We start from the raw sequence: 25456 nt of genomic DNA, 5'->3' as shown, positions 1-25456 counted from the left end.
CCCGGGCGGCTGGTGCGGGTACTGCTCCATCCTGGTCACCGCCAGATCATCCCAAGAACGAGTGGGGGCCCACTGTTCAGCGCGCCACACATGACGCTAGCGTGGAGGCACCTTTGCACACGCGGGAGCTCGGAGCACCGGGCTGAGAGGGCGCTGACCTCCGTAGACGCGATGTTTCACGTGGAACGAGCGATGGTCCACGGGGAATGTCGGCAGACGGGAACCGCTGCGTCGACCGCCGAACCTGTTACCGGGTAATGCCGGCGTAGGGAGTAGGTCTCATGACCAACAAGGACGCACGCACGCCTGCCTCCGTCCAGGACGAGAAGTCCCCGGAGGCCGGGAAGTCCATCGGCTGGCACAAGGCGTATGTCGAAGGCTCGCGCCCCGACCTGCGCGTGCCGGTCCGTCAGGTGCATCTCACCAACGGGCAGTCGGTCACGCTGTACGACACCTCGGGCCCGTACACCGATCCACTCGTCGACACGGACGTCCGCAGGGGACTGTCACCGGTGCGGGAGAACTGGATCATCGCCCGTGGCGACACCGAGGAGTACGCGGGCCGTCCGGTCCGTCCCGAGGACGACGGGATCAAGCACACCTCGCCGCGCGGTGGACTGCGGAACCTGGACGCGGTCTTCCCCGGACGTCCCCGGCAGCCTCGGCGGGGCCGCGACGGCCAGGCGGTCACGCAGCTCGCGTACGCCCGCCGGGGCGAGATCACGCCGGAGATGGAGTTCGTGGCCCTCCGGGAGAACGTCTCTCCCGAGGTGGTCCGCGAGGAGATCGCGGCGGGCCGGGCGGTACTGCCGGCCAACGTCAACCATCCGGAGATCGAGCCGATGATCATCGGCAAGCGGTTCCTGGTGAAGGTCAACGCCAACATCGGCAACTCCGCCGTGACGTCCTCCATCGAAGAGGAGGTCGACAAGATGACCTGGGCGACCCGCTGGGGCGCCGACACGGTCATGGATCTGTCCACCGGGCGCAATATCCACACCACCCGCGAGTGGGTGCTGCGCAACTCCCCCGTCCCTATCGGCACGGTGCCGCTCTATCAGGCCCTGGAGAAGGTCGACGGCAGGGCCGAGGAGCTGACCTGGGAGATCTACAAGGACACCGTCATCGAGCAGGCCGAGCAGGGCGTGGACTACATGACCGTCCACGCGGGCGTCCGGCTTGCGTACGTCCCCCTCACCGCCAACCGCAAGACCGGGATCGTCTCGCGCGGCGGCTCGATCATGGCCGCGTGGTGCCTGGCGCACCACAAGGAGTCGTTCCTGTACGAGAACTTCGAGGAGCTGTGCGAGATCCTCGCCGCCTACGACGTCACCTACTCGCTGGGCGACGGGCTGCGGCCGGGGTCGATCGCGGACGCCAACGACGAGGCCCAGTTCGCCGAGTTGCGGACGCTCGGAGAACTCAACCGGATCGCCAAACGGTTCCACGTACAGACGATGATCGAGGGCCCCGGGCACGTCCCGATGCACAAGATCAAGGAGAACATCGACCTCCAGCAGGAGATCTGCGATGAAGCTCCGTTCTATACGCTCGGCCCGCTGACCACGGACGTCGCGCCGGCGTACGACCACATCACCTCCGGCATCGGTGCCGCGATGATCGCCTGGTGGGGCACGGCGATGCTCTGCTACGTCACGCCCAAGGAGCACCTGGGCCTGCCCAACCGGGACGACGTCAAGACCGGTGTCATCACCTACAAGATCGCCGCGCACGCGGCGGACCTCGCCAAGGGGCACCCCGGTGCCCAGGAGTGGGACGACGCCCTGTCCGACGCCCGCTTCGAGTTCCGGTGGGAGGACCAGTTCAACCTCGCCCTGGACCCCGACACGGCACGTGAGTTCCACGACGAGACCCTGCCGGCCGAGCCCGCCAAGACGGCCCACTTCTGCTCCATGTGCGGTCCGAAGTTCTGCAGCATGAAGATCTCGCAGGACATCCGGCGTGAGCACGGGGGCAGCCGGACCGAGATCGAGGAGGGCATGGCGCAGAAGTCGAAGGAGTTCGCGGCCTCCGGCAACCGGGTGTACCTGCCCATCGCCGACTGACCCGCGGCCTCCAGGACGCCGAGCTACCCGGGGCGGCGCGGCGGCCGCCCCGGAGGGCGTTCTCCTCAGACCGTCTCCCGCGCCACAGGCTTCTCGGGCTCCTGGCGGGACGGCCATGCGCCGCGGTCTCCTGGCCGGGTGGGCGGCCGGGTCACTCGGGCCGGTGCTCCGGGCCGCCGAAATCCGGGCTCGTGTAATCGGGGCTGGTGTAGCCGGGGCGGTCGGACCCGGTGCCGTCGGCGGGGCTGCTGAAGCCGGGCCGGCCGTAGCCCAGTCGCGGCATGCGGCCGGTCGGCGCGGACGGCGCCGGGTGGTGTGCGGCGGGACCGGGCCCGGCCAGCGCCTCCCGGAGGAAGGGCAGGATGCCACGCTCCAGCAGGGCGTCCCGCCACGCCTCTCTGGCTCTGGCCAGCTCCTCGTGTGCCGTGTCCCGGGCCCGGGCGTCCGCCGGGGCGCGGTTGCGCAGCGCGGCGAGCAGCAGTCCGACGGCGGCAACCAGGATCGTCACCGCGGTGAGGGCGCCGAACACCCAGCCGGTGGTGAGCAGGGTCCGGGCGAGGGCCTGCCCGGGGTCCAGCACCTTCAGGATGTAGCCGACGAGCAGGAAGATGACCGCCGCCGTCCCGGACAGCAGGGGCGCCAGGACCGCGATCACCGCGACGGCGCCCGCGCCGGTGCTCCCGGCGGCTTCACCGAGGGCGGTGGAGAGGTCGGTGCCGGGCGAACCAGAGCCGGGGGCGGCGGAGTCGGCGGTGGCGGACGGAACGGACAGCGCCGGCTGGCGCAGCGCGTCGCGGAGTCCGACGTAGCGCTGGTATTCGGCCGCCGCGGCTGCCGTGATCAGGGCCGAGGCGTCGAGCGCCATGGTGCGCAGTTGTCCGGCGTCGAACCGGTCTCCGACAGCGGCCAGTTCCGGCCGGTGCGGAGCGGAGCGCAGCGCCTCGCCGAGGAGCCGCTCGAACTCCTGGTGGTCCTCGCTCCGCAGGTGCTGCGGAAGGCTGTTCATGTGCATCCCCCGATGCTCCGTAGGGCTGGGACCCGCACGGTGACGGGCCCGTCGGGCAGAAACGGAGGGGAGCCTGCTACGGGTAAGGCGATGGTAGAGCCGGGACGGCGCGCGGTGACAGGGGATTGCCGGAAATTGCCGTCCGGCCTGCGCGGACGCGACCGGCGGGCGGTGCGCCTGAGGACCGGTCAGTTCTCCAGGGGAAGCTCTTGGACCAGCAGCTTTCCGGCCATGGTCACTCCGCCGTCCATGGCGATGGCGAGTCCGCCCGCGTAGACGTGCGGTCCCTCGACCACCGGGCCCGTGCTCTCCTCGCCGTCCTCGGAGCCGACTTCGCCGAGCAGGTAGGGAATGGGACTGTGCCCGTGAACGACCCGGGTGCCGCCGTACGTATCGAGGAGGGCACGCACGGCGTCGGCGCCGCCCTCGTCGCGGAAGGAGAAGCGCTTGGTGAACTTGCGGAACAGGTCCCAGACCTCGTCGGCGTCGTTACGGGTCAGAGCCTCGCGGACGGTGTCGTTGACCGCCTCGATGGAGTCGCCGTAGTCCAGGTAGGCGGTGGTGTCGGAGTGGATGAGCAGATAACCGTCGACCATCTCGACCGCGTCCAGCCGGGCCATCCACTGCAGATGGTGGTCCTGGAGACGGTCCATGTCCGTCTTCTGGCCGCCGTTGAGCAGCCAGGCCGCCTGGAAGGTGGCGGTGCCCGCGCCGGAGTTGACGGGCGTGTCGCCGAACCGCTTGGCGCCGAGCAGCAGCAGCTCGTGGTTGCCCATGAGGGCCTTGCAGTAGCCGCCCGCCGCGGCGGCCTCGGCGGACAGCCGCATGACCAGGTCGATGACGCCGATGCCGTCCGGGCCGCGGTCGGTGAAGTCGCCGAGGAACCACAGCCGGGTGGTGCCGGCGCACCACTGGCCCGAGGCGTCGATCAGGCCCTGTTCCCGCAGGGCGGCCAGCAGCTCGTCGAGATAGCCGTGGACGTCACCGACGACGTACAGCGGTCCGGGGCCAGCCGCGGGCTGCGGGGCCGGGGCGGCGGGAGCCGGTTCGACGGGGACCTGGAGGGTGTCGCCGCGGTTGATGACCGGCAGGTCGCGCTGGGTGGGGGTGTAGCCGTCGGGGTACGCCTCGTCGCCGGCCGGGAGGGCGTCACCGGGGTGGACGCCGTGGACGTACGGACCGGTCTCGTGCACGTACGCGGGTACCCGGAAGTCGCGCAGCGTCGCCGTCCGCTCCGCCTCGGGTCCCTGACCGGCCCCCTGAGTCATCAGACCCCTCCACCATCGCGCCGCATCTGCACCGCTTCGGACTGCCTGGTCGCAGCGGTCCGCGGTGTCGTGGGCCCATCATAGGAACGCGCGTCGCGCCGTGTGATGACCCAGGGGTGGTGAATCGGAACAAGACTCCAGTTCACCGCGGCTTTCGTCCCGTTTGAGCAGATGTTCGACCGGCTTTCGGCCGATCGATCCCCGGACCGGCCGGTCACCGTATCGCACCGGCCGGGCGCACGCCGGACACGCGCCGCTCCGGAGGCGTGTCGCACCGGACGGCGCGGCACGCCCGGGCGCTATCTGTCGTCCGGTGTCCGCGGCGGGCTGACCGTCGTGCGCGGGGACCGCCGCTGCGAGGAGGTGCGCACGATCAGCTCGGTCGGTATCACCTGCTCGACCGGCTGCTCGGACTCGACGCCCTCGATGGCGTCGATGAGGAGCTGGACGACGGCGGTGCCGATGCGGCGCGGCTTCAGCGAGAGCGTGGTGATGGGCGGCTCGGTGCTGGCGTACATGATCGACTCGCTGCAGCACACCAGCAGCAGGTCGTCCGGGACGCGCAGGCCGTAGCGGCGCGCGGCGGCGAGCAGGTCGGTGCCGTTGGGGTCGAACAGTCCGTACACCGCGTCGGGCCGGTCGGGCCGGGCGAGCAGCCGGTCGGCGGCGACGGCGCCGGCGCACGGATCGTGTGCCGGGTACGCCTCGTAGACCGGGTCCTGGCCGACCCGTTCGCACCAGCGCAGGTAGGCGGTGGTCGACAGGTGGGTGTAGGTGTCCGTCGAGGTGCCGGTCAGCAGGCCGATGCGGCGGGCGCCGGCGTCGGCGAGGTGGTCGAGGATGCCGAGTACGGCGGCCTCGTGGTCGTTGTCGACCCAGGCGGTGACGGGGATGGAGCCGGCCGGGCGGCCGTCGGAGACGACCGGAAGTCCCTGCCGGACGAGTTCGCTGACGACCGGGTCCTGGTCGGAGGGGTCGATGACGACCGTGCCGTCCAGGGCCACGTTGGACCAGACGTCGTGCCGGGAGGTCGCGGGCAGGATGACCAGGGCGTAGCCGCGGGCGAGCGCGGCGGAGGTGGCGGCCCGGGCCATCTCGGCGAAGTACGCGAACTCGGTGAAGGTGAAAGGTTCATCCCCGTACGTCGTCACGGTCAGGCCGATCAGGCCCGACTTGCCGGTACGGAGGGTGCGGGCGGCGGCCGAGGGGCGGTACCCGAGCCGGTCGGCGACCTCGCGGACATGGCGCCGGGTGGCATCCGGGAGACGGCCCTTGCCGTTGAGGGCGTCGGAGACGGTCGTGATGGAGACCCCGGCGGCGGCGGCGACGTCTCTGATGCCCGCCCGGCCCGGCCGACTGCCTCGACGTGAGGTTTCCGCGCGGCTCACCTGGTGCTTCCCTGCTGCTGTCATGGCGAGCCGATAGTAGGGCTCATGCGGTGGGGTAGTGCGGACGCATATGCACGCATTGGCAGGCACGTTTCTGCATGGCCGTATGGGGTGAACAGCCTTAGAAAACAAGGTAGTTGAGCCCATTAGTGATAAGACATGCCTTGTCAATGCGGATGGGCCTGCCAACTGTCCGAGGTCTCGAAGAGGTCTCAACTCACCTTCACGAGGGACGCGCGCCACGGCGCAAGCTACCGGCGCATAGATATATGTACGGTGCGCCCCCGAAACGTACGCCTTCGTACAGGGATGCCCGTGATGCCTTCCGGGGCGGCGGGGGCCGCCTCTCCTCCGGTACCGGCGCCCGCGTGCTCCGCCCTTGCCGGACCTGTACGCAGCGGGGCGGAATCCTCATAAGGTGAGGAGTATTGGATGCCGGCGGTGTCGACGGTCCGCCGGTGGTCGCGAGGAGGACTGCGGTGAGCGAGACGAGCCCGAAGCTGCGCGCCGAGCTGGAGGGTATCCCCACCTACAAGCCGGGTAAGCCCGCCGCGGCCGGCGGACCGGCCGCCTACAAGCTGTCCTCCAACGAGAACCCGTACCCGCCGCTGCCGGGTGTGCTGGAGAGCGTGACCGCGGCGGCCTGCGACATCAACCGCTACCCGGACCTGGCCTGCGCCGGGCTGATGGAGGAGCTGTCCGAGCGCTTCGGGGTGCCGCTCTCCCACCTGGCCACCGGGACCGGCTCGGTGGGGGTCGCCCAGCAGCTCGTCCAGGCCACCAGCGGCCCCGGTGACGAGGTGATCTACGCCTGGCGGTCGTTCGAGGCGTACCCGATCATCACGCAGGTCAGCGGGGCCCGGTCGGTGCGGGTGCCGCTGACGCCGGACGATGTGCACGACCTGGACGCGATGGCGGACGCGATCACCGACCGGACGCGGCTGATCTTCGTCTGCAACCCGAACAACCCGACCGGCACGGTGGTGCGGCGGGCCGAGCTGGAACGGTTCCTCGACCGGGTGCCCGGCGATGTGCTGGTGGTGCTGGACGAGGCCTACCGGGAGTTCATCCGCGACCCCGAGGTGCCCGACGGTGTCGAGCTGTACCGGACGCGGCCCAACGTCTGCGTGCTGCGGACCTTCTCCAAGGCGTACGGGCTGGCCGGGCTGCGGGTCGGTTTCGCGATCGCCCATGAGCCGGTGGCGGCCGCGCTGCGCAAGACGGCGGTGCCGTTCGGGGTGAGCCAGCTGGCGCAGGAGGCGGCGATCGCCTCGCTGCGGGCCGAGGACGAGCTGCTCGGCCGGGTGGGCTCGCTGGTGTGCGAGCGCACGCGCGTGGTCGACGCGCTGCGGTCCCAGGGCTGGCAGGTGCCCGAAACGCAGGCCAACTTCGTCTGGCTCCGGCTGGGGGAGCGGGCGGCGGCGTTCGCGCAGGCCTGCGAGGAGCACGGGGTCGTGGTCCGGCCGTTCCCGGGCGAGGGTGTGCGGGTGACCGTCGGGGAGAACGAGGCGAACGACATCTTCCTGAAGGTGGCGGAAGCGTTCCGCAAGGAGATCTAGGACCTCTGAACGGCTTGGGCGGACTCGTCCGAGCCGTGTCCGGACCGGGCCGGGACCACGGGGTCTGGTCCGGCCCGGTCCGAAGGTGTAGAGCCGGCCGGCGTCGGCTCTACTCCTCGGTCAGTTCCACCCGGACGGGGTCGCCGTCCCGCACGGTCGCCAGAAGGCCGGCGTCCCCGTCCAGGCTGCCGAGGATGTTGCACGGGCTGGCGAGACGGCACTCGGTCCCCTGGGAGAGGGGCGTCGGGCCGTAGGGCAGGGCGAGGGCGTCTCCGTCCGTCCAGAAGGCCACCGTGCCCGGTTCCACGACCTGGCGTGCGTCTGTTTCACGTGGAACAGAGACGCCTGTGTCGAAATACACCTCCTCACCCCAGGTGCGCGCCGTCGAGGCGAGGCGCAGGGCCTTGGCGAGGGCCTGCGTGGTCGGGGTGCCGGCGTCAAGGGTCGCGGTGAGGTTGCCCGCGGGCCAGGAGATCCGTATCCGCATGGCGCGCAAGTCAACAAGATGTTGAAGGTACTGCCAAGACCTTGACGCGGCGGCGAAGGGGGGACCCCCCTGTCGCGACCGAAAATCAGTGGGTCATAATGGCTTGTGAATGTGAACGCGTTCACAAGCGCGTCCCGTTTGCTCCTGTATGCGGGTGGCAAAAGGGGCAAACCGCCGCTGTACGACGCCGTAGTAAGGAGAGTGCCGACGTGGACCTGGCTTTGGCGCCGGAGACACTTGCGCGCTGGCAGTTCGGCATCACCACCGTCTACCACTTCCTGTTCGTTCCGCTGACGATCTCCCTGGCCGCGCTGACGGCCGGGCTGCAGACGGCCTGGGTGCGCACGGAGAAGGAGAAGTACCTCAGGGCGACCAAGTTCTGGGGCAAGCTCTTCCTGATCAACATCGCGATGGGTGTGGTCACCGGCATCGTGCAGGAGTTCCAGTTCGGCATGAACTGGTCGGACTACTCGCGCTTCGTCGGTGACATCTTCGGCGCCCCGCTCGCCTTCGAGGCGCTGATCGCCTTCTTCTTCGAGTCCACGTTCATCGGACTGTGGATCTTCGGCTGGGACAGGCTGCCGAAGCGGATCCATCTGGCCTGCATCTGGATGGTCTCGATCGGCACGGTCCTGTCGGCGTACTTCATCCTCGCGGCCAACTCCTGGATGCAGCACCCGGTCGGCTACCGGATCGACCAGGCGAAGGGCCGGGCGGAGCTGACGGACTTCTGGGCCGTGCTGACCCAGAACACCGCCCTCAGCCAGGCGTTCCACACCCTCTCGGCGGCCTTCCTGACCGGTGGGGCCTTCATGGTGGGCGTCTCCGCCTACCACCTGGCCCGCAAGAAGCACATCGGGGTGATGAAGACCTCGCTGCGGCTCGGCCTGATCACCGTCGTCATCGCCGGACTGCTCACCGCGATCAGCGGCGACACGCTCGGCAAGGTGATGTTCAAGCAGCAGCCGATGAAGATGGCCGCCGCCGAGGCGCTGTGGGACGGCCAGCAGCCGGCGCCGTTCTCGATCTTCGCCTACGGCGATGTGGACAAGGGCCACAACAGCGTGGCCGTCGAGATCCCGGGCCTGCTGTCCTTCCTGGCCGACGACAACTTCACCTCGTACGTCCCCGGCATCAACGACGTCAACAAGGCCGAGCAGCAGAAGTTCGGGCCCGGCGACTACCGGCCCAACATCCCCGTCGCCTTCTGGGGCTTCCGCTGGATGATCGGCTTCGGCATGGCCTCCTTCACCATCGGCCTGGCCGGACTCTGGCTGACCCGCAAGAAGTTCATGCTGCCGCAGCACCTCAGGACCGGCGAGGACGAGGTGCCCCACCTGGTGCTGTTCAAGAACAAGGCGCTCAGCCCCGGGCTCACCCCCTGGTTCTGGCGCATCGCGACCTGGACCATGGCCTTCCCGCTGATCGCCAACTCCTGGGGCTGGATCTTCACCGAGATGGGCCGCCAGCCCTGGGTCGTCTACGGCGTGCTGCGGACCCGGGACGCGGTCTCCCCTGGTGTCTCCCAGGCCGAGGTCCTCATCTCGATGGCCGTCTTCACGGCGCTGTACGCGGTCCTCGCCGTGGTCGAGGTCAAGCTGCTCTCGAAGTACGTCAAGGCAGGCCCGCCCGAGCTGAGCGAGGCCGACCTCAATCCGCCCACGAAGCTCGGCGGCGACACGCGTGACGCCGACAAGCCGATGGCCTTCTCGTACTAGGCCGGAGGAAAACAGTCATGGAACTTCACGACGTCTGGTTCGTCCTGATCGCCGTCCTGTGGACCGGCTACTTCTTCCTGGAGGGCTTCGACTTCGGAGTCGGCATCCTCACCAGGCTGCTGGCCCGCGACCGGCCCGAGCGCCGGGTGCTGATCAACACCATCGGCCCGGTCTGGGACGGCAACGAGGTCTGGCTGCTCACCGCGGGCGGCGCCACCTTCGCCGCCTTCCCGGAGTGGTACGCCACCCTCTTCTCCGGCTTCTATCTGCCGATGCTGGTCATCCTGGTCTGCCTGATCCTCCGGGGTGTGGCCTTCGAGTACCGGGCCAAGCGGCCGGAGGAGAGCTGGCAGCGGAACTGGGAGACGGCGATCTTCTGGAGTTCGCTCATCCCGGCGTTCCTGTGGGGCGTGGTCTTCGGGAACATCGTGCGGGGCGTGAAGATCGACCGGAACTTCGACTACGCCGGCAGCCTCTGGGATCTGTTCCACCCCTACGCCCTGCTCGGCGGCCTGGTGACGCTCACGCTGTTCACCTTCCACGGAGCGGTGTTCACCGCCCTCAAGACCGTCGGGGACATCCGGGCACGGGCCCGGAAGCTGGCCCGGTGGGCGGGCCTGGCCACGGCCCTCGTGGCGCTCGCCTTCCTGCTGTGGACCCAGGCGGACAGCGGTGACGGCGCGAGCCTGATCGCCCTGGTCGTGGCCGTCGCCGCCCTGGTCGCCGCGCTGGTGGCCAACCAGGCGGGCCGGGAGGGCTGGGCGTTCGCGCTGTCCGGCGTCACCATCGTGGCCGCCGTGGCGATGCTCTTCCTCTCCCTCTTCCCGAACGTCATGCCGTCCACCCTGAACGGGGACTGGAACCTGACGGTCACCAACGCCTCGTCGAGCCCTTACACCCTCAAGATCATGACCTGGCTGGCGGCGATCGCCACCCCGCTCGTCGTGCTCTACCAGGGCTGGACCTACTGGGTGTTCCGCAAGCGGATCGGCACGCAGCACATCGCTCCCGACGCTGCCGCCGGAACCGCGCACTGAGTCCGCCGAGGGTGGGTTTCACGTGAAACACACCCTCTGGGCCGAAGGGCATGTTTCACGTGAAACCCATCGATCCCCGTCTGCTGCGATACGCCCGCGCCACCCGTTTCTTCCTCGTGGCCGCCGTCGGTCTGGGAGCCGTCGGGGCCGGAATGGTCATCGCTCAGGCGATGCTCGTCGCCGAAATCGTCGTCGGCGCGTTCCAGCACGGACAGTCGGCCGCCGATCTGCGCACCCCCTTGCTGCTGCTGGCGGGCGTGGCCGTGGGCCGGTCGATGGTCGCGTGGCTCACCGAACTCGCGGCTCACCGCGCGAGCGCGGCCGTGAAGTCGGAGCTGCGCGGACGGCTGCTCGACCGGGCGACGGCGCTCGGTCCGGGCTGGCTGAGCGGGCAGCGGACCGGCTCGCTGGTCACTCTGGCCACCCGCGGGGTCGACGCGCTGGACGACTACTTCTCGCGCTATCTCCCGCAACTGGGACTCGCCGTGGTCGTGCCGGTGGCGGTGCTGGCCCGGATCGTCACCGAGGACTGGGTGTCGGCGGCGATCATCGTCGGCACCCTGCCGCTGATCCCGCTGTTCATGATGCTGATCGGCTGGGCGACCCAGTCCCGGATGGACCGCCAGTGGAAGCTGCTGTCCCGGTTGTCCGGTCACTTCCTGGACGTGGTCGCGGGACTGCCGACGCTGAAGGTGTTCGGCCGGGCCAAGGCGCAGGCCGCGTCCATCCGGCGGATCACCGACGAGTACCGGCAGGCCACGCTGCGGACGCTGCGGATCGCCTTCCTCTCCTCCTTCGCGCTGGAACTGCTGGCCACGCTGTCGGTCGCGCTGGTCGCCGTGACGATCGGAATGCGACTCGTCCACGGCGACATGGACCTGTACACCGGCCTGGTCATCCTGGTGCTGGCGCCCGAGGCGTATCTGCCGCTGCGGCAGGTGGGAGCCCAGTACCACGCGGCGGCGGAGGGACTGGCCGCGGCGGAGGAGATCTTCTCCGTGCTGGAGACCCCGGTGCCGGCCGCGGGCAGCGGAGCGGTGCCCGCGGGCGCCATTGCCTTCGAAGACGTGGGCGTCCGCTATCCCGGCCGCTCCTCGGACGCGGTGAGCGGTGTGTCGTTCACCGTCGAGCCTGGTGAGACCGTCGCCCTGGTCGGGCCGAGCGGAGCGGGCAAGTCGACACTGCTCAGCGTGGTGCTGGGCTTCGTACGGCCCACCGAGGGGCGGGTGCGGATCGGCGGCGCGGATCTCGCCGGCCTCGACCTGGCGCAGTGGCGGTCACGGATCGCCTGGGTGCCGCAGCGGCCGCACCTGTACGCCGGGACCATCGCGGAGAACGTGCGGCTGGCCCGGCCCGGGGCCGACGACAGCGCCGTACACCAGGCTCTGCGGGACGCGGGTGCGTGGGAGTTCGTGGCGGCGCTGCCCGAGGGCGCGGACACCGTGCTCGGGGAGGACGGCGCCGGGCTGTCGGCGGGCCAGCGGCAGCGGCTGGCGCTGGCGCGGGCGTTCCTCGCGGACCGGCCCGTGCTGTTGCTGGACGAGCCGACGGCCGCGCTGGACGGGGCGACGGAGGCGGACGTCGTGGCGGCGGTGCGCAGGCTCGCCGCCGGGCGGACCGTGCTGCTGGTCGTGCACCGGCCCGCGCTGCTGGACGTGGCCGACCGGATCGTACGGCTGGACGGCGCCGGGCTCCTGGAGCACCCGGAGTACGGCCGGCCGGTCCGGGACCTGCCCCTGGATCCCGGCCCGCGACCGGCCTTCGCCGCACCCGGCCGGCCCGCAGACGAACCGGGCCCGCGACCGGCCGTCGCCGCATCCGGCCGGCCGGAGGACGAACCGGGCGGGTCCCGGCCCGGCGGGCGCGAGCGGGATGTGCTCGCGCGGGTCCGAGAGCTCGGCCAGGGCTCCCGGGGACGGCTCCTGGGTGCCCTGCTGCTGGGCGCGCTGGCGCTGGGGAGCGCCGTCGGGCTGATGGCGACCTCCGGCTGGCTCATCTCCCGGGCCGCGCAGCAGCCGCCGGTGCTGTATCTGATGGTGGCCGTGACCGCGACCCGGGCCTTCGGGATCGGGCGGGCCGTCTTCCGGTACGCCGAGCGGCTGGTGTCGCACGACGCCGTCCTGCGGATGCTGGGCGGCACCCGGGTCGCGGTGTACCGGCGGCTGGAACGACTGGCACCCGCGGGGCTGCGCGGTGCCCGGCGCGGTGATCTGCTCACCCGGCTGGTCGCGGACGTGGACGCCTTCCAGGACTACTGGCTGCGCTGGCTGCTGCCCGCCGGAGCCGCCCTCGCCGTCTGCGCCGCCTCGGTCGGCTTCACGGCCTGGCTGCTGCCCGAGGCCGGCGCGGCCCTCGCGGCGGGCCTGCTCGCGGCGGGCGTGGGCGTCCCCGCGCTGACCGCGACCGCGGCCCGGCGGACCGAGCGGCGCCTCGCGCCCGCCCGGGGAGTGCTCGCGACCCGCGTGACCGACCTGCTCACCGGTACCGCCGAGCTGACCGTCGCCGGTGCGCTGCCGGCCCGTGCGGACGCGGCCCGGCGGGCCGACGGCACCCTCACCCGGATCGCCGCGCGCGCCGCCGCCGTCACCGGACTCGGGGACGGCCTGACCGCGCTGATCGCCGGGCTGACCGTCACGGCCACCGCGCTGTGCGGCGCGCAGGCGGTGGCGGCCGGCCGGCTGGGCGGGGTGGCGATGGCCGTGGTCGTGCTGACCCCGCTGGCCGCCTTCGAGGCCGTACTCGGACTGCCACTCGCCGTGCGCTACCGGCAGCGGGTGCGCCGCAGCGCGGAGCGGGTGTACGAGATCCTGGACGCCGCCGACCCCGTGCGCGAGCCGGACGTGCCCCGGCAGGTGCCCGCCTCGCCGTTCCCGGTGGTCCTCAAGGGCGTGACCGCGCGGTACCCGGGGCAGCGGCGGCAGGCGCTGGCCGGGCTGGACCTCACGCTGGAGCAGGGGCGCCGCATCGCGGTGGTGGGAGTCTCCGGTGCGGGCAAGACGACCCTCGCGCAGGTGCTGCTGCGGTTCCTGGACGCGGAGGCGGGCTCGTACACCCTCGCCGGTGTGGACGCGGGCGCCCTGGCGGGGGACGACGTGCGGCGGCTGGTCGGGCTGTGCGCGCAGGACGCGCATCTCTTCGACAGCTCGGTGCGCGAGAACCTGCTGCTGGCCAGGAAGGACGCGACCGAGGCCGAACTGCGCGGAGCGCTGGCCCGGGCCCGGCTGCTGGACTGGGTGGACTCGCTGCCCGACGGCCTGGACACCCTCGTCGGCGAACACGGGGCCCGGCTCTCCGGCGGGCAGCGGCAGCGGCTGGCGCTGGCCCGCGCGCTGCTGGCCGGCTTCCCGGTGCTGGTCCTGGACGAGCCCGCCGAGCACCTGGACCTGGCCACGGCGGACGCGCTCACCGCCGATCTGCTGGCCGCCACGCAGGGCCGCACCACGCTGCTGATCACCCACCGGCTGGCGGGGCTCGACGCGGTGGACGAGGTGATCGTGCTCGACGCGGGCCGGGTGGTGCAGCGGGGGCCCTACGCGCGGCTGAGCGCCGAGGACGGGCCGCTGCGGGAGATGGCCGCGCGCGAGGCCGCGGCCACGGCACCGGCCGGAGCGCGCTGAGGCCCGGCGCCCCCGACCACCGCGGACGCCCGCTCCCGACCACCGCTGACGCCGGACGCCCGCGCCGACGACCACCACGGACGCCGGACACCCGCGCCCCCGACCACCGCCGACGCCGGACGCCCGCACTCCGGGCCACGGGTGCCGGACGGGCCACCCGCGCCCTGGGCCACGAGTGCCGGGCGGGACGATGCCCCCTGGACCGCGTGCGGCCTACGGCAGGCGGCCGGCGAGGAGTCGTTCGATCACCACGGCCACACCGTCGTCGTTGTTGGCGACCGTGCGGCCCGACGCGGCGGCGACGGCGTCCGGGTGGGCGTTGCCCATCGCGTACGACTGGCCGGCCCAGGTCAGCATCTCGACGTCGTTGGGCATGTCACCGAAGGCCACGACCTCCTCGTGCGAGATGCCACGCTCGGCGCAGCACAGGGCGAGGGTGCTGGCCTTGGAGACGCCGGAGCCGCTCAGTTCCAGCAGGGCGCTGGGGCTGGAGCGGGTGACGTTGGCGTGGTCGCCGACCGCCAGGCGGGCCAGGGTGAGGAAGGCGTCGGGGTCGAGGGTGGGGTGGTAGGCGAGGATCTTGAGCACGGGCTGGTGGGCGTCCGGGCCGTCGGCCGAGAGCAGTTCCTCGGCGGGCAGGAGGGTGTCGGGCACCTCCATGTGCAGCTTGGGGTAGTCCGGCTCCTGGTGGAAGCCGTAGGTCTGCTCCACCGCGAACACCGTGCCGGGCGCCGCCTCGCGCAGCAGCCGTACGGCGTCCAGGGCATGGTGCCGGGCCAGTTCGCGGACCTTCACGAACCGGTGGGCGCCGGGGCCGCCGTGCAGGTCGACCACGGCGGCGCCGTTGCCGCAGATGGCCAGGCCGTGACCGTGGACGTGGTCGCTGACCACGTCCATCCAGCGGGCCGGCCGGCCGGTGACGAAGAAGACCTCGATCCCGGCATCCTCCGCGGCGGCCAGCGCCGCGACGGTCCGTGCGGAGACCGACTGGTCGTCGCGCAGCAGGGTGCCGTCGAGGTCGGTGGCGATCAGCCGCGTCGGCAGGGCGGCGGCAGGGGTCCCGGGCTCTCTGGTCGCTGAGGTCACCCGGCCATTCTCCCGCAGGGGTCCGCACGGCCGTGCGGGGGTGTGCACGGATGAGACGCGGCCGGCGTTCCGCGGGCTGGCGGGAGGCGCCGGCCGCCGGTCAGGCGAGCTGGGCGGGGGCCTCCATGGCGATCCGCTCGAAGACCTTCTCGTCCGTGGCGAACACCGAGTCCGGGACGGGCCAGTGCAGCACGATCTCGGTGAAGCCCAGTTCCCGGTGGCGGCCGGCGAAGTCCACGAACGCGTCCAGGGAGGCCAGCGGCCGGCCGCGGTCCGGGGTGAACCCGGTGAGCAGGACCTTGTCCAGCTCGGCCAGGTCCCGCCCGGTGGCCTCGCACGCCTCGGCCAGCTTGCCGAGCTGTCCGCGCAGGGCCGCGACGGACTGCTCCGGCGTGCCGGTCTCGTACAGCTTCGGGTCGCCGGTCGTCACCCACGCCTGGCCGTGGCGCGCGGCGAGCCGCAGACCGCGCGGGCCGGTGGCCGCCACGGCGAACGGCAGCCGGGGGCGCTGCACGCAGCCCGGTATGTTCCGCGCCTCGTGGGCCGAGTAGAACTGGCCCTCGTACGACACCGCGTCCTCGGTGAGCAGCCGGTCCAGCAGGGGCACGAACTCGGCGAGGCGGTCCGCGCGCTCCCGCGGGGTCCAGGGCTCCTGGCCGAGGGCGGTGGCGTCGAAACCGGTGCCGCCCGCGCCGATGCCGAGGGTGACCCGGCCGCCGGAGACGTCGTCCAGGGTGATCAGTTCCTTGGCGAGGGTGACCGGGTGGCGGAAGTTCGGCGAGGTGACCAGCGTGCCGAGGCGCAGCCGCTCGGTGACCCCCGCGGCCGCCGTCAGCGTCGGGACGGCACCGAACCAGGGGCCGTCGCGGAAGCTGCGCCAGGACAGGTGGTCGTAGGTGTACGCCGTGTGGAAGCCGAGCTGTTCGGCGCGCATCCACGCCGAACGGGCACCTTCGTGCCAGCGGCGGTACGGGAGGATCACGGTGCTCAGACGCAGACTCATGCGTCCGAGCGTAAGCGGACCCGCGGACGGAACCGGCCGGTCCGGACGGCCGGCTCCGGTCACGGGAGACGCAGATCACACGGGTTGTCCCGGAACCGGGTTTGATCCACAGCCAAGCCCGGTTATCCACAGGCCATGTGGCGAAGTTGTGGACAACCGGTGGACCGCGGGCGGGCGGCCGGCCGCGCCCGCGGGCTCGCTCACAGCCGCGGCTCCACCCGCGCGATCCGCCGCAGCAGTCCCGGCGCGAACCGCGACAGCAGGTGGGCGCCCCGGGCCTCCGGGGTCACCGGTGCCACCGGCTTGTCGTGGACCACCGCGTCCAGGATCGCGTCGGCCACCTTCTCCGGCGGGTAGTTGCGCAGGCCGTACAGCCGGGCGGACCGCTGCTGCCGGCGGCGCTGCTCCGCCTCGTCGACGCCGGTGAAGCGGGCCGTGGAGGTGATGCCCGTGTTGACGAAGCCCGGGCAGACCGCGGTGACGCCGATGCCCTGGCCGGCCAGCTCGGCGCGCAGGCACTCGGAGAGCATCAGCACGGCCGCCTTGGAGGTGCTGTAGGCCGGCAGGGCGCGGGAGGGCTGGTATGCCGCCGCCGAGGCGATGTTGACGATGTGGCCGCCCTGGCCGCGCTCGGCCATGCGGGCGCCGAAGAGGCGGCAGCCGTGGATCACGCCCCACAGGTTCACGTCCAGCACCTTGCGCCAGTCGTCGGCCGTCGTGGTGAAGAAGGAGCCCGACAGGCCGATGCCCGCGTTGTTGACCAGCACGTCCAGCACGCCGTACGCGCGGTGGACCGTCTCCGCCAGCTTCTCCATGGCCTGCTCGTCGGAGACGTCGGCGGGCTCGGCCCACGCCTCGGGCGCGCCGGCCAGCCGGCACAGCTCGGCGGTGCGGGTCGCCGCCTCGGCGTCGCGGTCGACGGCGATCACGCGCGCGCCGGCCTCCGCGAAGGAGAACGCCGTCGCCCGTCCGATGCCGCCGCCCGCGCCGGTGATCAGCACGAGCTGCCCCGCGAACCGCTCGGCGTGCCGGCCCGTGGGCCGCTCGGCGGGCCGGCCGCCCTCCACGGACCGGACGAACTCCGCGATCCAGGAGGACACCTGGTCAGGGCGGGTGCGCGGGACCCAGTGCCGGGCCGGCAGCGTCCGGCGGGTCAGCCGGGGCACCCAGCGGTCCAGGTCGTCGTAGAGCCGCTCCGAGAGGAACGCGTCGCCCCGGGGGGTGATGAGCTGCACGGGCGCGTGCGCGTAGGCGTCCGGGCGTGGGCGGCGCAGCCGGGCGCGGACGTTGTCCCGGTAGAGCCAGGCGCCGTGGGCGGCGTCGGCGGGCAGGGAGGCGGTCGGGTAGTCACCGGCCGGCACCCGCTCGACCCGCTCCAGGATCCCGGGCCAGCGCTTGCCGAGCGGGCCGCGCCAGGCCAGCTCGGGCAGGGCGGGCGTGTGCAGCAGGTAGACGTACCAGGACTTGGCGCCCTGGCCGAGCAACTGGCCGATCCGCCGGGGCGTCGGACGCTTCAGCCGCGCGTTGATCCAGTGCCCGAAGTGGTCCAGGGACGGACCGGAGATCGAGGTGAAGGAGGCGATGCGGCCCTCCGTGCGGGCGGCCGTGACGAACTCCCAGGACTGCACCGAGCCCCAGTCGTGCCCGACGAGATGCACCGGCCGGTCCGGGCTGACCGCGTCCACGACGGCCAGGAAGTCGTCCGTGAGCTTGGCGAGCGTGAAGCCGCCGCGCAGCGGCCGCGGCGCCGTGGAGCGGCCGTGGCCCCGGACGTCGTAGAGCACCACGTGGAACCGGTCCGCCAGACGCGCGGCGACCGGTGACCAGACCTCCTTGCTGTCCGGGTAGCCGTGCACCAGGACGACCGTCGGCTGTGCCGGGTCGCCCAGTTCGGCCACGCACAGTTCGACCCCGCCGGTCGTCACCCGGCGCTCGCGCGCGTCTTCCCGTGTCACTTCGCCTCCGCCCAGCGCCGCACGTGCGGCAAGTCGTCGTCCAGCCAGAACGCGCTCTCCTCGGCGTCCCGGGAATCGGTCACCACCAGGATCTCCTCGAACTTCGCGCCCGTACCCCGGAAACCGAGGTGCGGTTCGACCGCCCACAGGCCCGGCCGCGGCGGATGGTCCGAGAAGCGGTACGGCGACCACAGCGGCGACCAGCCCTCGCGGTGGCCGTGCAGCGCGTCGGCGGCCAGGCCCTTCAGCGACTGCGTGCCGAACCCGAACAGGTGCGGGGAGAAGCGGCGCGGCCTCACCCGGTCCACCTTGTGGGCGATCACCCCGAAGGGATAGGCGCGGTGCCGGTTGGCGTAGCCCTGGCGGACCATGAGCCGGTCCACGTCCTGGTAGATCTCCCGCAGCGGGCGCCGCTCGCGCACCTCGCGCAGGATCAGCTCCCGGTGCGCCTCCAGATCGGCCATCAGCCGGTCCTGCACCGGGTTCACGCCCAGCGAACCCGAGTAGCCGATGTCCGCCGTGTATCCCTCGTAGACCGGTGCCATGTCCAGGATGAACGGCATGCCCGGCTCCAGGGCGCGGTCGGTCGGGAAGAACTGGAGCGGGAGGCGGAAGTTCACGAACGCCGTGCGGTCGCCGAACCAGGCGAAGGGCAGATGGAACCAGTCGCGCACCCCCCGTCCGCGCAGCCACTCCCGCTGCATCCGCGCCGCCTCGCGCTCGGTGACGCCCGGTGCGAGGCGGGCCGCGACCGCCTCCGCGCACTCGTAGGCGAGGCGCTGCACCCGTCTGAACCCCCGCAGGTCCGCGGAGGGTCCGCTGCTCACTGCCGTCGTCATGCCGCCCCGTCCCGTCGAGCGCGCTACGCGTCCGTAACTTGACACGGGTGAATCTCGCAGCTTGTTAGAGGCGGCGTCAATAGGCGGGATCAAGGGCTGTGGACGACAGCCGTCCGGCGCCCCGGGGGGACCCCTGGGTGGGGAACCCCGAGACACCCGTACTACCTGGGACTGAGACGCAAACGGCTCTGAGGTCTGACGACGGACGTGGTCCGGATCACTACCGTCGGAGAGGTGACTGTGATCGCGACCGAAAGCCTGAGCAAGCGGTTCCCCCGGGTGACCGCGCTCGACCGGCTGTCCGTGGACATCGGGCCCGGTGTGACCGGACTCGTCGGAGCCAACGGCGCCGGCAAGTCGACCCTGATCAAGATCCTGCTGGGGCTGGCCCCCGCCACGGAGGGCCGGGCCCGGGTGCTCGGCCTCGACGTCGCCACCGACGGCGCCGCCATCCGTGAGCGCGTCGGGTACATGCCGGAGCACGACTGCCTGCCGCCGGACGTCTCGGCCACCGAGTTCGTCGTCCACATGGCCCGCATGTCCGGCCTGCCGCCCGCCGCGGCCCGCGAGCGCACCGCCGACACCCTGCGCCACGTGGGGCTGTACGAGGAGCGCTACCGCCCCATCGGCGGCTACTCGACCGGCATGAAGCAGCGGGTGAAGCTGGCCCAGGCCCTGGTGCACGACCCCCGGCTGGTCTTCCTGGACGAGCCGACCAACGGCCTCGACCCGGTCGGCCGGGACGACATGCTCGGCCTGATCCGCCGCATCCACACCGACTTCGGCATCTCGGTCCTGGTCACCTCGCACCTGCTGGGCGAACTGGAGCGCACCTGCGACCACGTCGTCGTCATCGACGGCGGCAAGCTGCTGCGCTCCAGCTCCACCACCGACTTCACCCAGACCACGACCACCCTCGCGATCGAGGTCACCGACAGCGACGCCCACCCGGACGGCACCCGCGCGCTCCGCGAGGCGCTGCACGCGCGCGGGGCCGAGACGCACGCGGAGGCCGGCGGACTGCCCGGCGCCGGACACATCCTGCTGCTGACCGCCACCGGCGAGGAGACGTACGACCTGGTCCGGGACACGGTCGCCGGACTCGGCCTCGGCCTGGTCCGCATGGAGCAGCGCCGGCACCACATCTCCGAGGTGTTCACCAGCGAAGAGCAGCGGAAGGAGGCCGTCGGACATGGCGGTTGAGCATCCCCCGGCCATGCCGGCCGGCGACCAGAGCCGCATCCACGACATCGGCTACCGCGGCTACGACGGCCCCCGCCTCGGCCGCTCCTACGCGCTCCGCTCGCTGTACTCGCAGTCCCTGCGGGGCGCCTACGGCCTCGGCCGCTCGGTCAAGTCCAAGGTGCTGCCGATGCTGCTGTTCGCGGTGATGTGCGTGCCGGCCGCCATCATGGTGGCCGTCGCCGTCGTCACCAAGGCGCACGAACTGCCGCTGTCCTACACCCGGTACGCGATCGTCATGCAGGCCGTGATCAGCCTGTACATCGCCTCCCAGGCCCCCCAGGCGGTCTCCCGCGACCTGCGCTTCAAGACCGTGCCGCTGTACTTCTCGCGGCCCATCGAGACCGCCGACTACGTCCGCGCCAAGTTCGCCGCGCTCGCCTCCGCGCTGTTCGTCCTCACCGCCGCCCCGCTGCTGGTGATGTACGTGGGCGCGCTGCTGTCCAAGATGGGCTTCGCCCACCAGACCAAGGAATTCGCCCAGGGACTGGTCGCCGTGGCCCTGCTCTCCCTGCTCTTCGCCGGCATCGGCCTGGTCATCGCCGCGTTCACCCCGCGCCGCGGCTTCGGCATCGCCGCCGTGATCGCCGTGCTGACCATCTCCTACGGCGCGGTCTCCACGCTCCAGGCCATCGCCGACACCCAGGGCAGCGCCGGCGCGGTCCCCTGGATCGGCCTGTTCTCCCCGATCACGCTGATCGACGGCGTGCAGTCGGCGTTCCTCGGCGGCACCTCCGCCTTCCCCGGCGGCTTCGGCCCGTCCCGCGGCGAGGGCGTGGTCTACGTCCTGTGCGCGCTGGGCGTGACCGCCGCCTGCTACGGCATCCTGATCCGCCGCTACCGGAAGGTGGGACTGTGACCGTCCTCAGCATCGACCACGTCTCCCGCTGGTTCGGCAACGTGGTCGCCGTCAACGACATCACCATGACCATCGGCCCCGGCGTCACCGGCCTGCTCGGCCCCAACGGCGCCGGGAAGTCCACCCTGATCAACATGATGGGCGGCTTCCTCGCCCCCTCCACCGGCACGGTCACCCTCGACGGCCGCCCGGTGTGGCGCGACGAGTCCGTCTACCGGCACATCGGCGTCGTCCCCGAGCGGGAGGCGATGTACGACTTCCTGACGGGCCGCGAGTTCGTCCTCGCCAACGCCGAGCTGCACGGCCTCGGCGACAAGGCCGCCCGGCGCGCCCTCGCCACCGTGGAGATGGAGTACGCGCAGGACCGGAAGATCGCCACGTACTCCAAGGGCATGCGCCAGCGCGTGAAGATGGCCAGCGCCCTGGTGCACGACCCGTCGCTGCTGCTGCTGGACGAGCCGTTCAACGGCATGGACCCGCGCCAGCGCATGCAGCTGATGGACCTGCTGCGCACGATGGGCGACGAGGGCCGCACCGTGCTGTTCTCCTCGCACATCCTCGAAGAGGTCGAGCAGCTCGCCCGGCACATCGAGGTCGTCGTCGCCGGCCGGCACGCGGCCAGCGGCGACTTCCGCCGCATCCGCCGCCTGATGACCGACCGCCCGCACCGCTACCTGGTGCGGTCCAGCGACGACCGGACCCTCGCGGCGGCGCTGATCGCCGACCCGTCCACGGCCGGTATCGAGGTCGACGTCACCGAGGGCGCGCTGCGCGTCCAGGCCGTCGACTTCGGCCGCTTCACCGCCCTGCTGCCGAAGGTCGCCAGGGACCACGGCATCCGGCTGCTCACGGTCTCGCCGTCCGACGAGTCCCTGGAGTCAGTCTTCTCGTACCTGGTCGCGGCGTAGGAGGCCGAAGATGTACGACCCCACCGTCGCCCGACTCACCTACCGGGCCCTGCTGGGCCGCCGCCGGGCGCTCATCCTCGGCGCGCTGCCCCTGCTGCTGCTCGTGATCTCCGTGGCCGTGCGCGCCCTGACCGGGGCCGACGACCAGACCGCGGCCGACGTCCTCGGCGGTTTCGCGCTCGCCACCATGGTGCCGCTCATCGGCGTCATCGCGGGCACGGGCGCGATCGGCCCGGAGATCGACGACGGCTCCGTGGTGTACCTGCTGTCCAAGCCGCTCAAGCGGCCCACGATCATCTACACCAAGCTCATCGTCGCCATCGCCGTGACCATGGTCTTCTCCGCGGTGCCGACCCTGATCGCGGGCCTGATCCTGAACGGCAACGGCCAGCAGATCGCCGTCGCCTACACGGTCGCCGCGCTGGTCTCCTCCATCGCCTACTCGGCACTGTTCCTGCTGCTGGGCACGGTCTCCCGGCACGCGGTGGTCTTCGGGCTCGTCTACGCCCTGGTCTGGGAGGCGCTGTTCGGCTCGCTGGTGCCGGGCGCGCGCACGCTGAGCGTCCAGCAGTGGTCGCTGGCCGTCGCCCACAAGGTGTCCGGCACCGATCTGGTGACCTCCGACGTGAGCCTGCCGACGGCCACCGCGCTGCTGGTCGCGGTCACCGTCCTGGCCACCTGGTACGCCGGCCAGAAGCTGCGGTCGCTGACGCTGGCCGGCGAGGAGTAGCCGGCGGGCGGCGCCGGTGGCGGGGCGCCCGGTTTATTCGATGGCGTCCAACTCGGCAGAGGTGCACAGTGGTTGTACCGATCCGCCGGGAACGTCCCGGCGCCGCGTACCGGGAGTGGAGGCGGGCGATGTCCATGCACGGCACTGCGTCCGGCTCCCGACAGGGCAGCCTGAGGCGGGCTCCGGAGTGAGCACCACTGCTCCGTAGGGCCCAGGGAGCTGCCCGGGGCGGTCGCTTCGAGCACGTGGGCCTCTTCGCTCACGTGGACCGCCCACCCGGGGGATTGGCCGAGTGGTAAGGCACCGGCTCACCGAGCCGTGTCGGGCCGTGACACGCCCGCGCACGTTCGATCCGTGCATCCTCCGCGATCCGTCGCCGTCCGGGAGCCTTCCGGCCCCGGGCGGACCCGTGCCTGTCCGGCATGATCCGGACGAGAGGCCCTAGGCGAGCAGTCGCTCCAGTACCACCGCGATGCCGTCGTCCTCGTGGGAGGTCGTGACCTCGTCGGCCACCGCCTTCAGTTCCGCGTGCGCGTTGGCCATGGCCACGCCCCGGGCGGCCCAGGCGAACATCGGGATGTCGTTGGGCATGTCACCGAAGGCGATCGTGTCGGCGGCCTTCAGGCCCAGCCGGCGGGCCGCCACCGACAGACCCGTCGCCTTGGACAGGCCGAGCGGGAGCAGCTCCACGATGCCCGCACCCGCCATGGTCACCGTGACGAAGCCGCCGGCCGCCTGCCGGGCCGCCTGCGCCAGCTCGTCGTCATCCATCGTCGGATGCTGTATGTAGATCTTGTTGAGCGGAGCCGCCCAGAGGTCGGAGACGTCCCTGAAGGGCGTGCCGGGCAGGCTGCCCGTGAGCGCGTACCCCGGGCCCACCAGCACGTCCCCGTCCAGGCCGTCCCGGGTGGCCGCCAGGTACAGCGGACCCACCTCGGCCTCGATCTTGGCCAGGGCCACGCCCGCCAGCTGCCGGTCCAGGGTGACCGAGGTCAGCAGACGGTGCGCGCCGGCGTCGTACACCTGGGCGCCCTGGCCGCAGACGGCCAGGCCGTCGTAGCCGAGACCGTCCAGGACGTGCCGGGTCCGGGAGACCGCGCGGCCGGTGACGACGATGTGCACCGCGCCCGCCGCGGTGGCCGCGGCGAGCGCGTCACGGGTGCGCCGCGACACGGAGCCGTCCGGGCGCAGCAGTGTTCCGTCGAGGTCGGTGGCGACCAGTCCGTACGGGAAGGTCACCGGGCCACCGGCTCCAGGACCTCCCGGCCGCCCAGGTACGGGCGCAGCACCTCGGGGACGCGGACGGAGCCGTCGGCCTGCTGGTGGTTCTCCAGGATCGCCACGATGGTCCGCGGTACGGCGCACAGCGTGCCGTTCAGGGTGGCCAGGGGCTTCACCTGCTTGCCGTCGCGCATCCGGATGGACAGCCGGCGGGACTGGAACTCGGTGCAGTCCGAGGTCGAGGTCAGCTCGCGGTACTTGCCCTGGGTCGGGATCCACGCCTCGCAGTCGAACTTGCGGGCGGCCGAGGAGCCGAGGTCACCGGAGGCGACGTCGATGACGCGGAACGGCAGCTCCAGCGAGGTCAGCCACTGCTTCTCCCACTCCAGCAGGCGCTGGTGCTCGGCCTGGGAGTCCTCGGGGGCGACGTACGAGAACATCTCGACCTTGTCGAACTGGTGCACGCGGAAGATGCCCCGGGTGTCCTTGCCGTGCGAACCGGCCTCGCGGCGGAAGCACGGGGAGAAGCCCGCGTAGCGCAGCGGCAGCCGGTCGGCGTCGATGATCTCGTCCATGTGGTAGGCCGCCAGCGGGACCTCGGAGGTGCCGACCAGGTACAGGTCGTCCTTGTCGAGGTGGTAGACGTCCTGGGCGGCCTGGCCGAGGAAGCCGGTGCCGGCCATGGACTGCGGGCGGACCAGCGCCGGGGTCAGCATCGGCGTGAAGCCGGCCGCGGTGGCCTGCGCGATCGCCGCGTTGACCAGGGCCAGCTCCAGCAGGGCGCCGACGCCGGTGAGGAAGTAGAAGCGGGATCCGGAGACCTTGGCGCCGCGCTCGACGTCGATGGCGCCGAGCAGCTGGCCCAGCTCCAGGTGGTCGCGGGGCTCGAAGCCCTCGGCGGCGAAGTCCCGGATCGTGCCCCGCGTCTCCAGCGTGACGAAGTCCTCCTCGCCGCCGACGGGTACGTCGGGGTGGACGAGGTTGCCGAGCCGGAGCAGCAGCTCCTGGGTCTCGGCGTCGGCCGCGTCGCGCTCGGCGTCGGCGGCCTTGACGTCGGCCTTCAGCTGCTCGGCCCGCTTGAGCAGCTCGGCCTTCTCCTCGGCGGCGGCCTTGGGGATCAGCTTGCCGAGCTGCTTCTGCTCGGCTCGCAGCTCGTCGAAGCGGACGCCGGAGGACCTGCGCCGCTCGTCGGCAGACAGGAGGGAGTCGACGAGCGCGACGTCCTCTCCACGGGCACGCTGGGACGCGCGCGCACGGTCGGGGTCCTCACGGAGCAGGCGAAGGTCAATCACGGGCCCAAGGCTACCGGTGCGGGGTCGCGGCCCACGAATCACTATTCCGGTGAGTTCGGATTCGCTCCGTACGTTCCGTTATGCGGTAATTGCCGGGTGTGTTCTGATCTTTCGCTTCGCGCGTCAAGGCGAAAGTGTCTCACTCCCTGGGACGGAGCAGGTGCCCGGTGCCCGG

General features: G+C 71.8%; 19 protein-coding genes and 1 tRNA gene. 10 read left to right on the top strand and 10 right to left on the bottom strand.

Annotated elements, in window-relative coordinates:
• Window positions 1-281: 281 nt before the first annotated feature.
• Window positions 282-2066 (top strand): phosphomethylpyrimidine synthase ThiC, encoded by a 1785-nt coding sequence (thiC, locus tag ACZ4SV_RS31525; protein WP_468008374.1) that lies wholly within the window; start codon window positions 282-284, stop codon window positions 2064-2066.
• 151 nt (window positions 2067-2217) lie between these two features.
• Here the strand turns inward: thiC and ACZ4SV_RS31520 are convergent, their stop codons facing one another.
• From ACZ4SV_RS31520 to ACZ4SV_RS31510, 3 genes are all read right to left on the bottom strand, one after another.
• Window positions 2218-3078 (bottom strand): hypothetical protein, encoded by an 861-nt coding sequence (locus ACZ4SV_RS31520; protein ID WP_468008370.1) that lies wholly within the window; start codon window positions 3076-3078, stop codon window positions 2218-2220.
• Window positions 3079-3260: 182 nt separating this feature from the next.
• On the bottom strand, window positions 3261-4340 hold the full coding sequence (locus tag ACZ4SV_RS31515; protein WP_365872921.1) for a metallophosphoesterase: 1080 nt from the start codon (window positions 4338-4340) through the stop codon (window positions 3261-3263).
• Between the two features lie 299 nt (window positions 4341-4639).
• A complete protein-coding gene (locus tag ACZ4SV_RS31510) occupies window positions 4640-5752 on the bottom strand; it encodes a LacI family DNA-binding transcriptional regulator (protein WP_365872919.1) in 1113 nt (370 codons plus the stop codon).
• Between the two features lie 455 nt (window positions 5753-6207).
• On the opposite strand from ACZ4SV_RS31510, the gene hisC reads away from it, so the two are divergent.
• Window positions 6208-7287, top strand: coding sequence for a histidinol-phosphate transaminase (gene hisC, locus ACZ4SV_RS31505; RefSeq protein ID WP_468008364.1), 1080 nt, complete (start codon window positions 6208-6210; stop codon window positions 7285-7287).
• Between the two features lie 109 nt (window positions 7288-7396).
• Here the strand turns inward: hisC and ACZ4SV_RS31500 are convergent, their stop codons facing one another.
• Window positions 7397-7774 carry a cyclophilin-like family protein gene (locus ACZ4SV_RS31500; protein ID WP_468008362.1) on the bottom strand — a complete coding sequence of 126 codons (378 nt, stop codon included), beginning with the start codon at window positions 7772-7774 and terminating at the stop codon, window positions 7397-7399.
• A 209-nt stretch (window positions 7775-7983) separates the two neighbouring features.
• Between ACZ4SV_RS31500 and ACZ4SV_RS31495 the strand changes: the two genes are divergently transcribed.
• The 3 genes from ACZ4SV_RS31495 to cydD are packed head-to-tail and all read left to right on the top strand — an operon-like array spanning window position 7984 to window position 14146.
• The gene (locus ACZ4SV_RS31495; protein WP_365872915.1) at window positions 7984-9492 is read left to right on the top strand and encodes a cytochrome ubiquinol oxidase subunit I; all 1509 of its coding nucleotides are present in this window, start codon (window positions 7984-7986) and stop codon (window positions 9490-9492) included.
• A gap of 17 nt (window positions 9493-9509) precedes the next feature.
• Window positions 9510-10529, top strand: a complete 1020-nt coding sequence (gene cydB, locus ACZ4SV_RS31490) for a cytochrome d ubiquinol oxidase subunit II (protein WP_468008357.1) — start codon at window positions 9510-9512, stop codon at window positions 10527-10529.
• Between the two features lie 59 nt (window positions 10530-10588).
• The gene (gene cydD, locus ACZ4SV_RS31485; RefSeq protein ID WP_468008354.1) at window positions 10589-14146 is read left to right on the top strand and encodes a thiol reductant ABC exporter subunit CydD; all 3558 of its coding nucleotides are present in this window, start codon (window positions 10589-10591) and stop codon (window positions 14144-14146) included.
• 213 nt (window positions 14147-14359) lie between these two features.
• Here cydD and ACZ4SV_RS31480 read toward each other — a convergent pair whose 3' ends face one another.
• From ACZ4SV_RS31480 to ACZ4SV_RS31465, 4 genes are all read right to left on the bottom strand, one after another.
• Window positions 14360-15232, bottom strand: coding sequence for an HAD-IIB family hydrolase (locus tag ACZ4SV_RS31480; RefSeq protein WP_468008351.1), 873 nt, complete (start codon window positions 15230-15232; stop codon window positions 14360-14362).
• A gap of 100 nt (window positions 15233-15332) precedes the next feature.
• Window positions 15333-16235 carry an LLM class flavin-dependent oxidoreductase gene (locus ACZ4SV_RS31475; protein WP_468008348.1) on the bottom strand — a complete coding sequence of 301 codons (903 nt, stop codon included), beginning with the start codon at window positions 16233-16235 and terminating at the stop codon, window positions 15333-15335.
• A gap of 200 nt (window positions 16236-16435) precedes the next feature.
• Window positions 16436-18190, bottom strand: a complete 1755-nt coding sequence (locus ACZ4SV_RS31470; RefSeq protein WP_468008346.1) for an SDR family oxidoreductase — start codon at window positions 18188-18190, stop codon at window positions 16436-16438.
• Window positions 18187-19029 carry a M24 family metallopeptidase gene (locus tag ACZ4SV_RS31465; protein WP_468008343.1) on the bottom strand — a complete coding sequence of 281 codons (843 nt, stop codon included), beginning with the start codon at window positions 19027-19029 and terminating at the stop codon, window positions 18187-18189. The genes ACZ4SV_RS31470 and ACZ4SV_RS31465 overlap by 4 nt, the downstream gene beginning before the upstream one ends.
• Window positions 19030-19269: 240 nt before the next feature.
• On the opposite strand from ACZ4SV_RS31465, the gene ACZ4SV_RS31460 reads away from it, so the two are divergent.
• From ACZ4SV_RS31460 to ACZ4SV_RS31440, 5 genes are all read left to right on the top strand, one after another.
• On the top strand, window positions 19270-20232 hold the full coding sequence (locus ACZ4SV_RS31460; protein ID WP_365872949.1) for an ABC transporter ATP-binding protein: 963 nt from the start codon (window positions 19270-19272) through the stop codon (window positions 20230-20232).
• A complete protein-coding gene (locus ACZ4SV_RS31455) occupies window positions 20222-21130 on the top strand; it encodes an ABC transporter permease subunit (protein ID WP_468008341.1) in 909 nt (302 codons plus the stop codon). Before ACZ4SV_RS31460 ends, ACZ4SV_RS31455 begins: the two co-directional genes overlap by 11 nt.
• Window positions 21127-22038: an ABC transporter ATP-binding protein gene (locus tag ACZ4SV_RS31450; protein WP_365872899.1), complete on the top strand. Its 912-nt coding sequence runs from the start codon at window positions 21127-21129 to the stop codon at window positions 22036-22038. Before ACZ4SV_RS31455 ends, ACZ4SV_RS31450 begins: the two co-directional genes overlap by 4 nt.
• 10 nt (window positions 22039-22048) lie before the next feature.
• Entirely contained in the window at window positions 22049-22768 is a 720-nt protein-coding gene (locus ACZ4SV_RS31445) for an ABC transporter permease (protein ID WP_365872897.1), read from the top strand.
• Between the two features lie 278 nt (window positions 22769-23046).
• Window positions 23047-23134 (top strand) — tRNA-Gly (locus ACZ4SV_RS31440).
• Between the two features lie 75 nt (window positions 23135-23209).
• On the opposite strand, the gene ACZ4SV_RS31435 is transcribed toward ACZ4SV_RS31440, so the two are convergent.
• Together ACZ4SV_RS31435 and serS are read right to left on the bottom strand one after the other, a co-directional pair.
• A complete protein-coding gene (locus ACZ4SV_RS31435) occupies window positions 23210-24007 on the bottom strand; it encodes an HAD family hydrolase (protein ID WP_468008337.1) in 798 nt (265 codons plus the stop codon).
• On the bottom strand, window positions 24004-25281 hold the full coding sequence (gene serS / locus ACZ4SV_RS31430) for a serine--tRNA ligase (protein WP_365872893.1): 1278 nt from the start codon (window positions 25279-25281) through the stop codon (window positions 24004-24006). The genes ACZ4SV_RS31435 and serS overlap by 4 nt, the downstream gene beginning before the upstream one ends.
• Between the last annotated feature and the right edge of the window lie 175 nt (window positions 25282-25456).

Source organism: Streptomyces sp. NPDC027672 (genome assembly GCF_055566335.1).
The sequence above is the reverse complement of the archived record's forward strand: the minus strand, read 5'-3'. Positions and strand labels throughout refer to the sequence as shown.

Excerpts from the sequence above, each read along its gene's own strand:
- thiC (WP_468008374.1), top strand. The coding sequence starts at position 282 with ATGACCAACAAGGACGCACGCACGCCTGCCTCCGTCCAGGACGAGAAG.
- ACZ4SV_RS31520 (WP_468008370.1), bottom strand. The coding sequence starts at position 3,078 with ATGCACATGAACAGCCTTCCGCAGCACCTGCGGAGCGAGGACCACCAG.
- ACZ4SV_RS31515 (WP_365872921.1), bottom strand. The coding sequence starts at position 4,340 with ATGACTCAGGGGGCCGGTCAGGGACCCGAGGCGGAGCGGACGGCGACG.
- ACZ4SV_RS31510 (WP_365872919.1), bottom strand. The coding sequence starts at position 5,752 with ATGACAGCAGCAGGGAAGCACCAGGTGAGCCGCGCGGAAACCTCACGT.
- ACZ4SV_RS31500 (WP_468008362.1), bottom strand. The coding sequence starts at position 7,774 with ATGCGGATACGGATCTCCTGGCCCGCGGGCAACCTCACCGCGACCCTT.
- cydB (WP_468008357.1), top strand. The coding sequence starts at position 9,510 with ATGGAACTTCACGACGTCTGGTTCGTCCTGATCGCCGTCCTGTGGACC.
- ACZ4SV_RS31475 (WP_468008348.1), bottom strand. The coding sequence starts at position 16,235 with ATGAGTCTGCGTCTGAGCACCGTGATCCTCCCGTACCGCCGCTGGCAC.
- ACZ4SV_RS31465 (WP_468008343.1), bottom strand. The coding sequence starts at position 19,029 with ATGACGACGGCAGTGAGCAGCGGACCCTCCGCGGACCTGCGGGGGTTC.
- ACZ4SV_RS31455 (WP_468008341.1), top strand. The coding sequence starts at position 20,222 with ATGGCGGTTGAGCATCCCCCGGCCATGCCGGCCGGCGACCAGAGCCGC.
- ACZ4SV_RS31445 (WP_365872897.1), top strand. The coding sequence starts at position 22,049 with ATGTACGACCCCACCGTCGCCCGACTCACCTACCGGGCCCTGCTGGGC.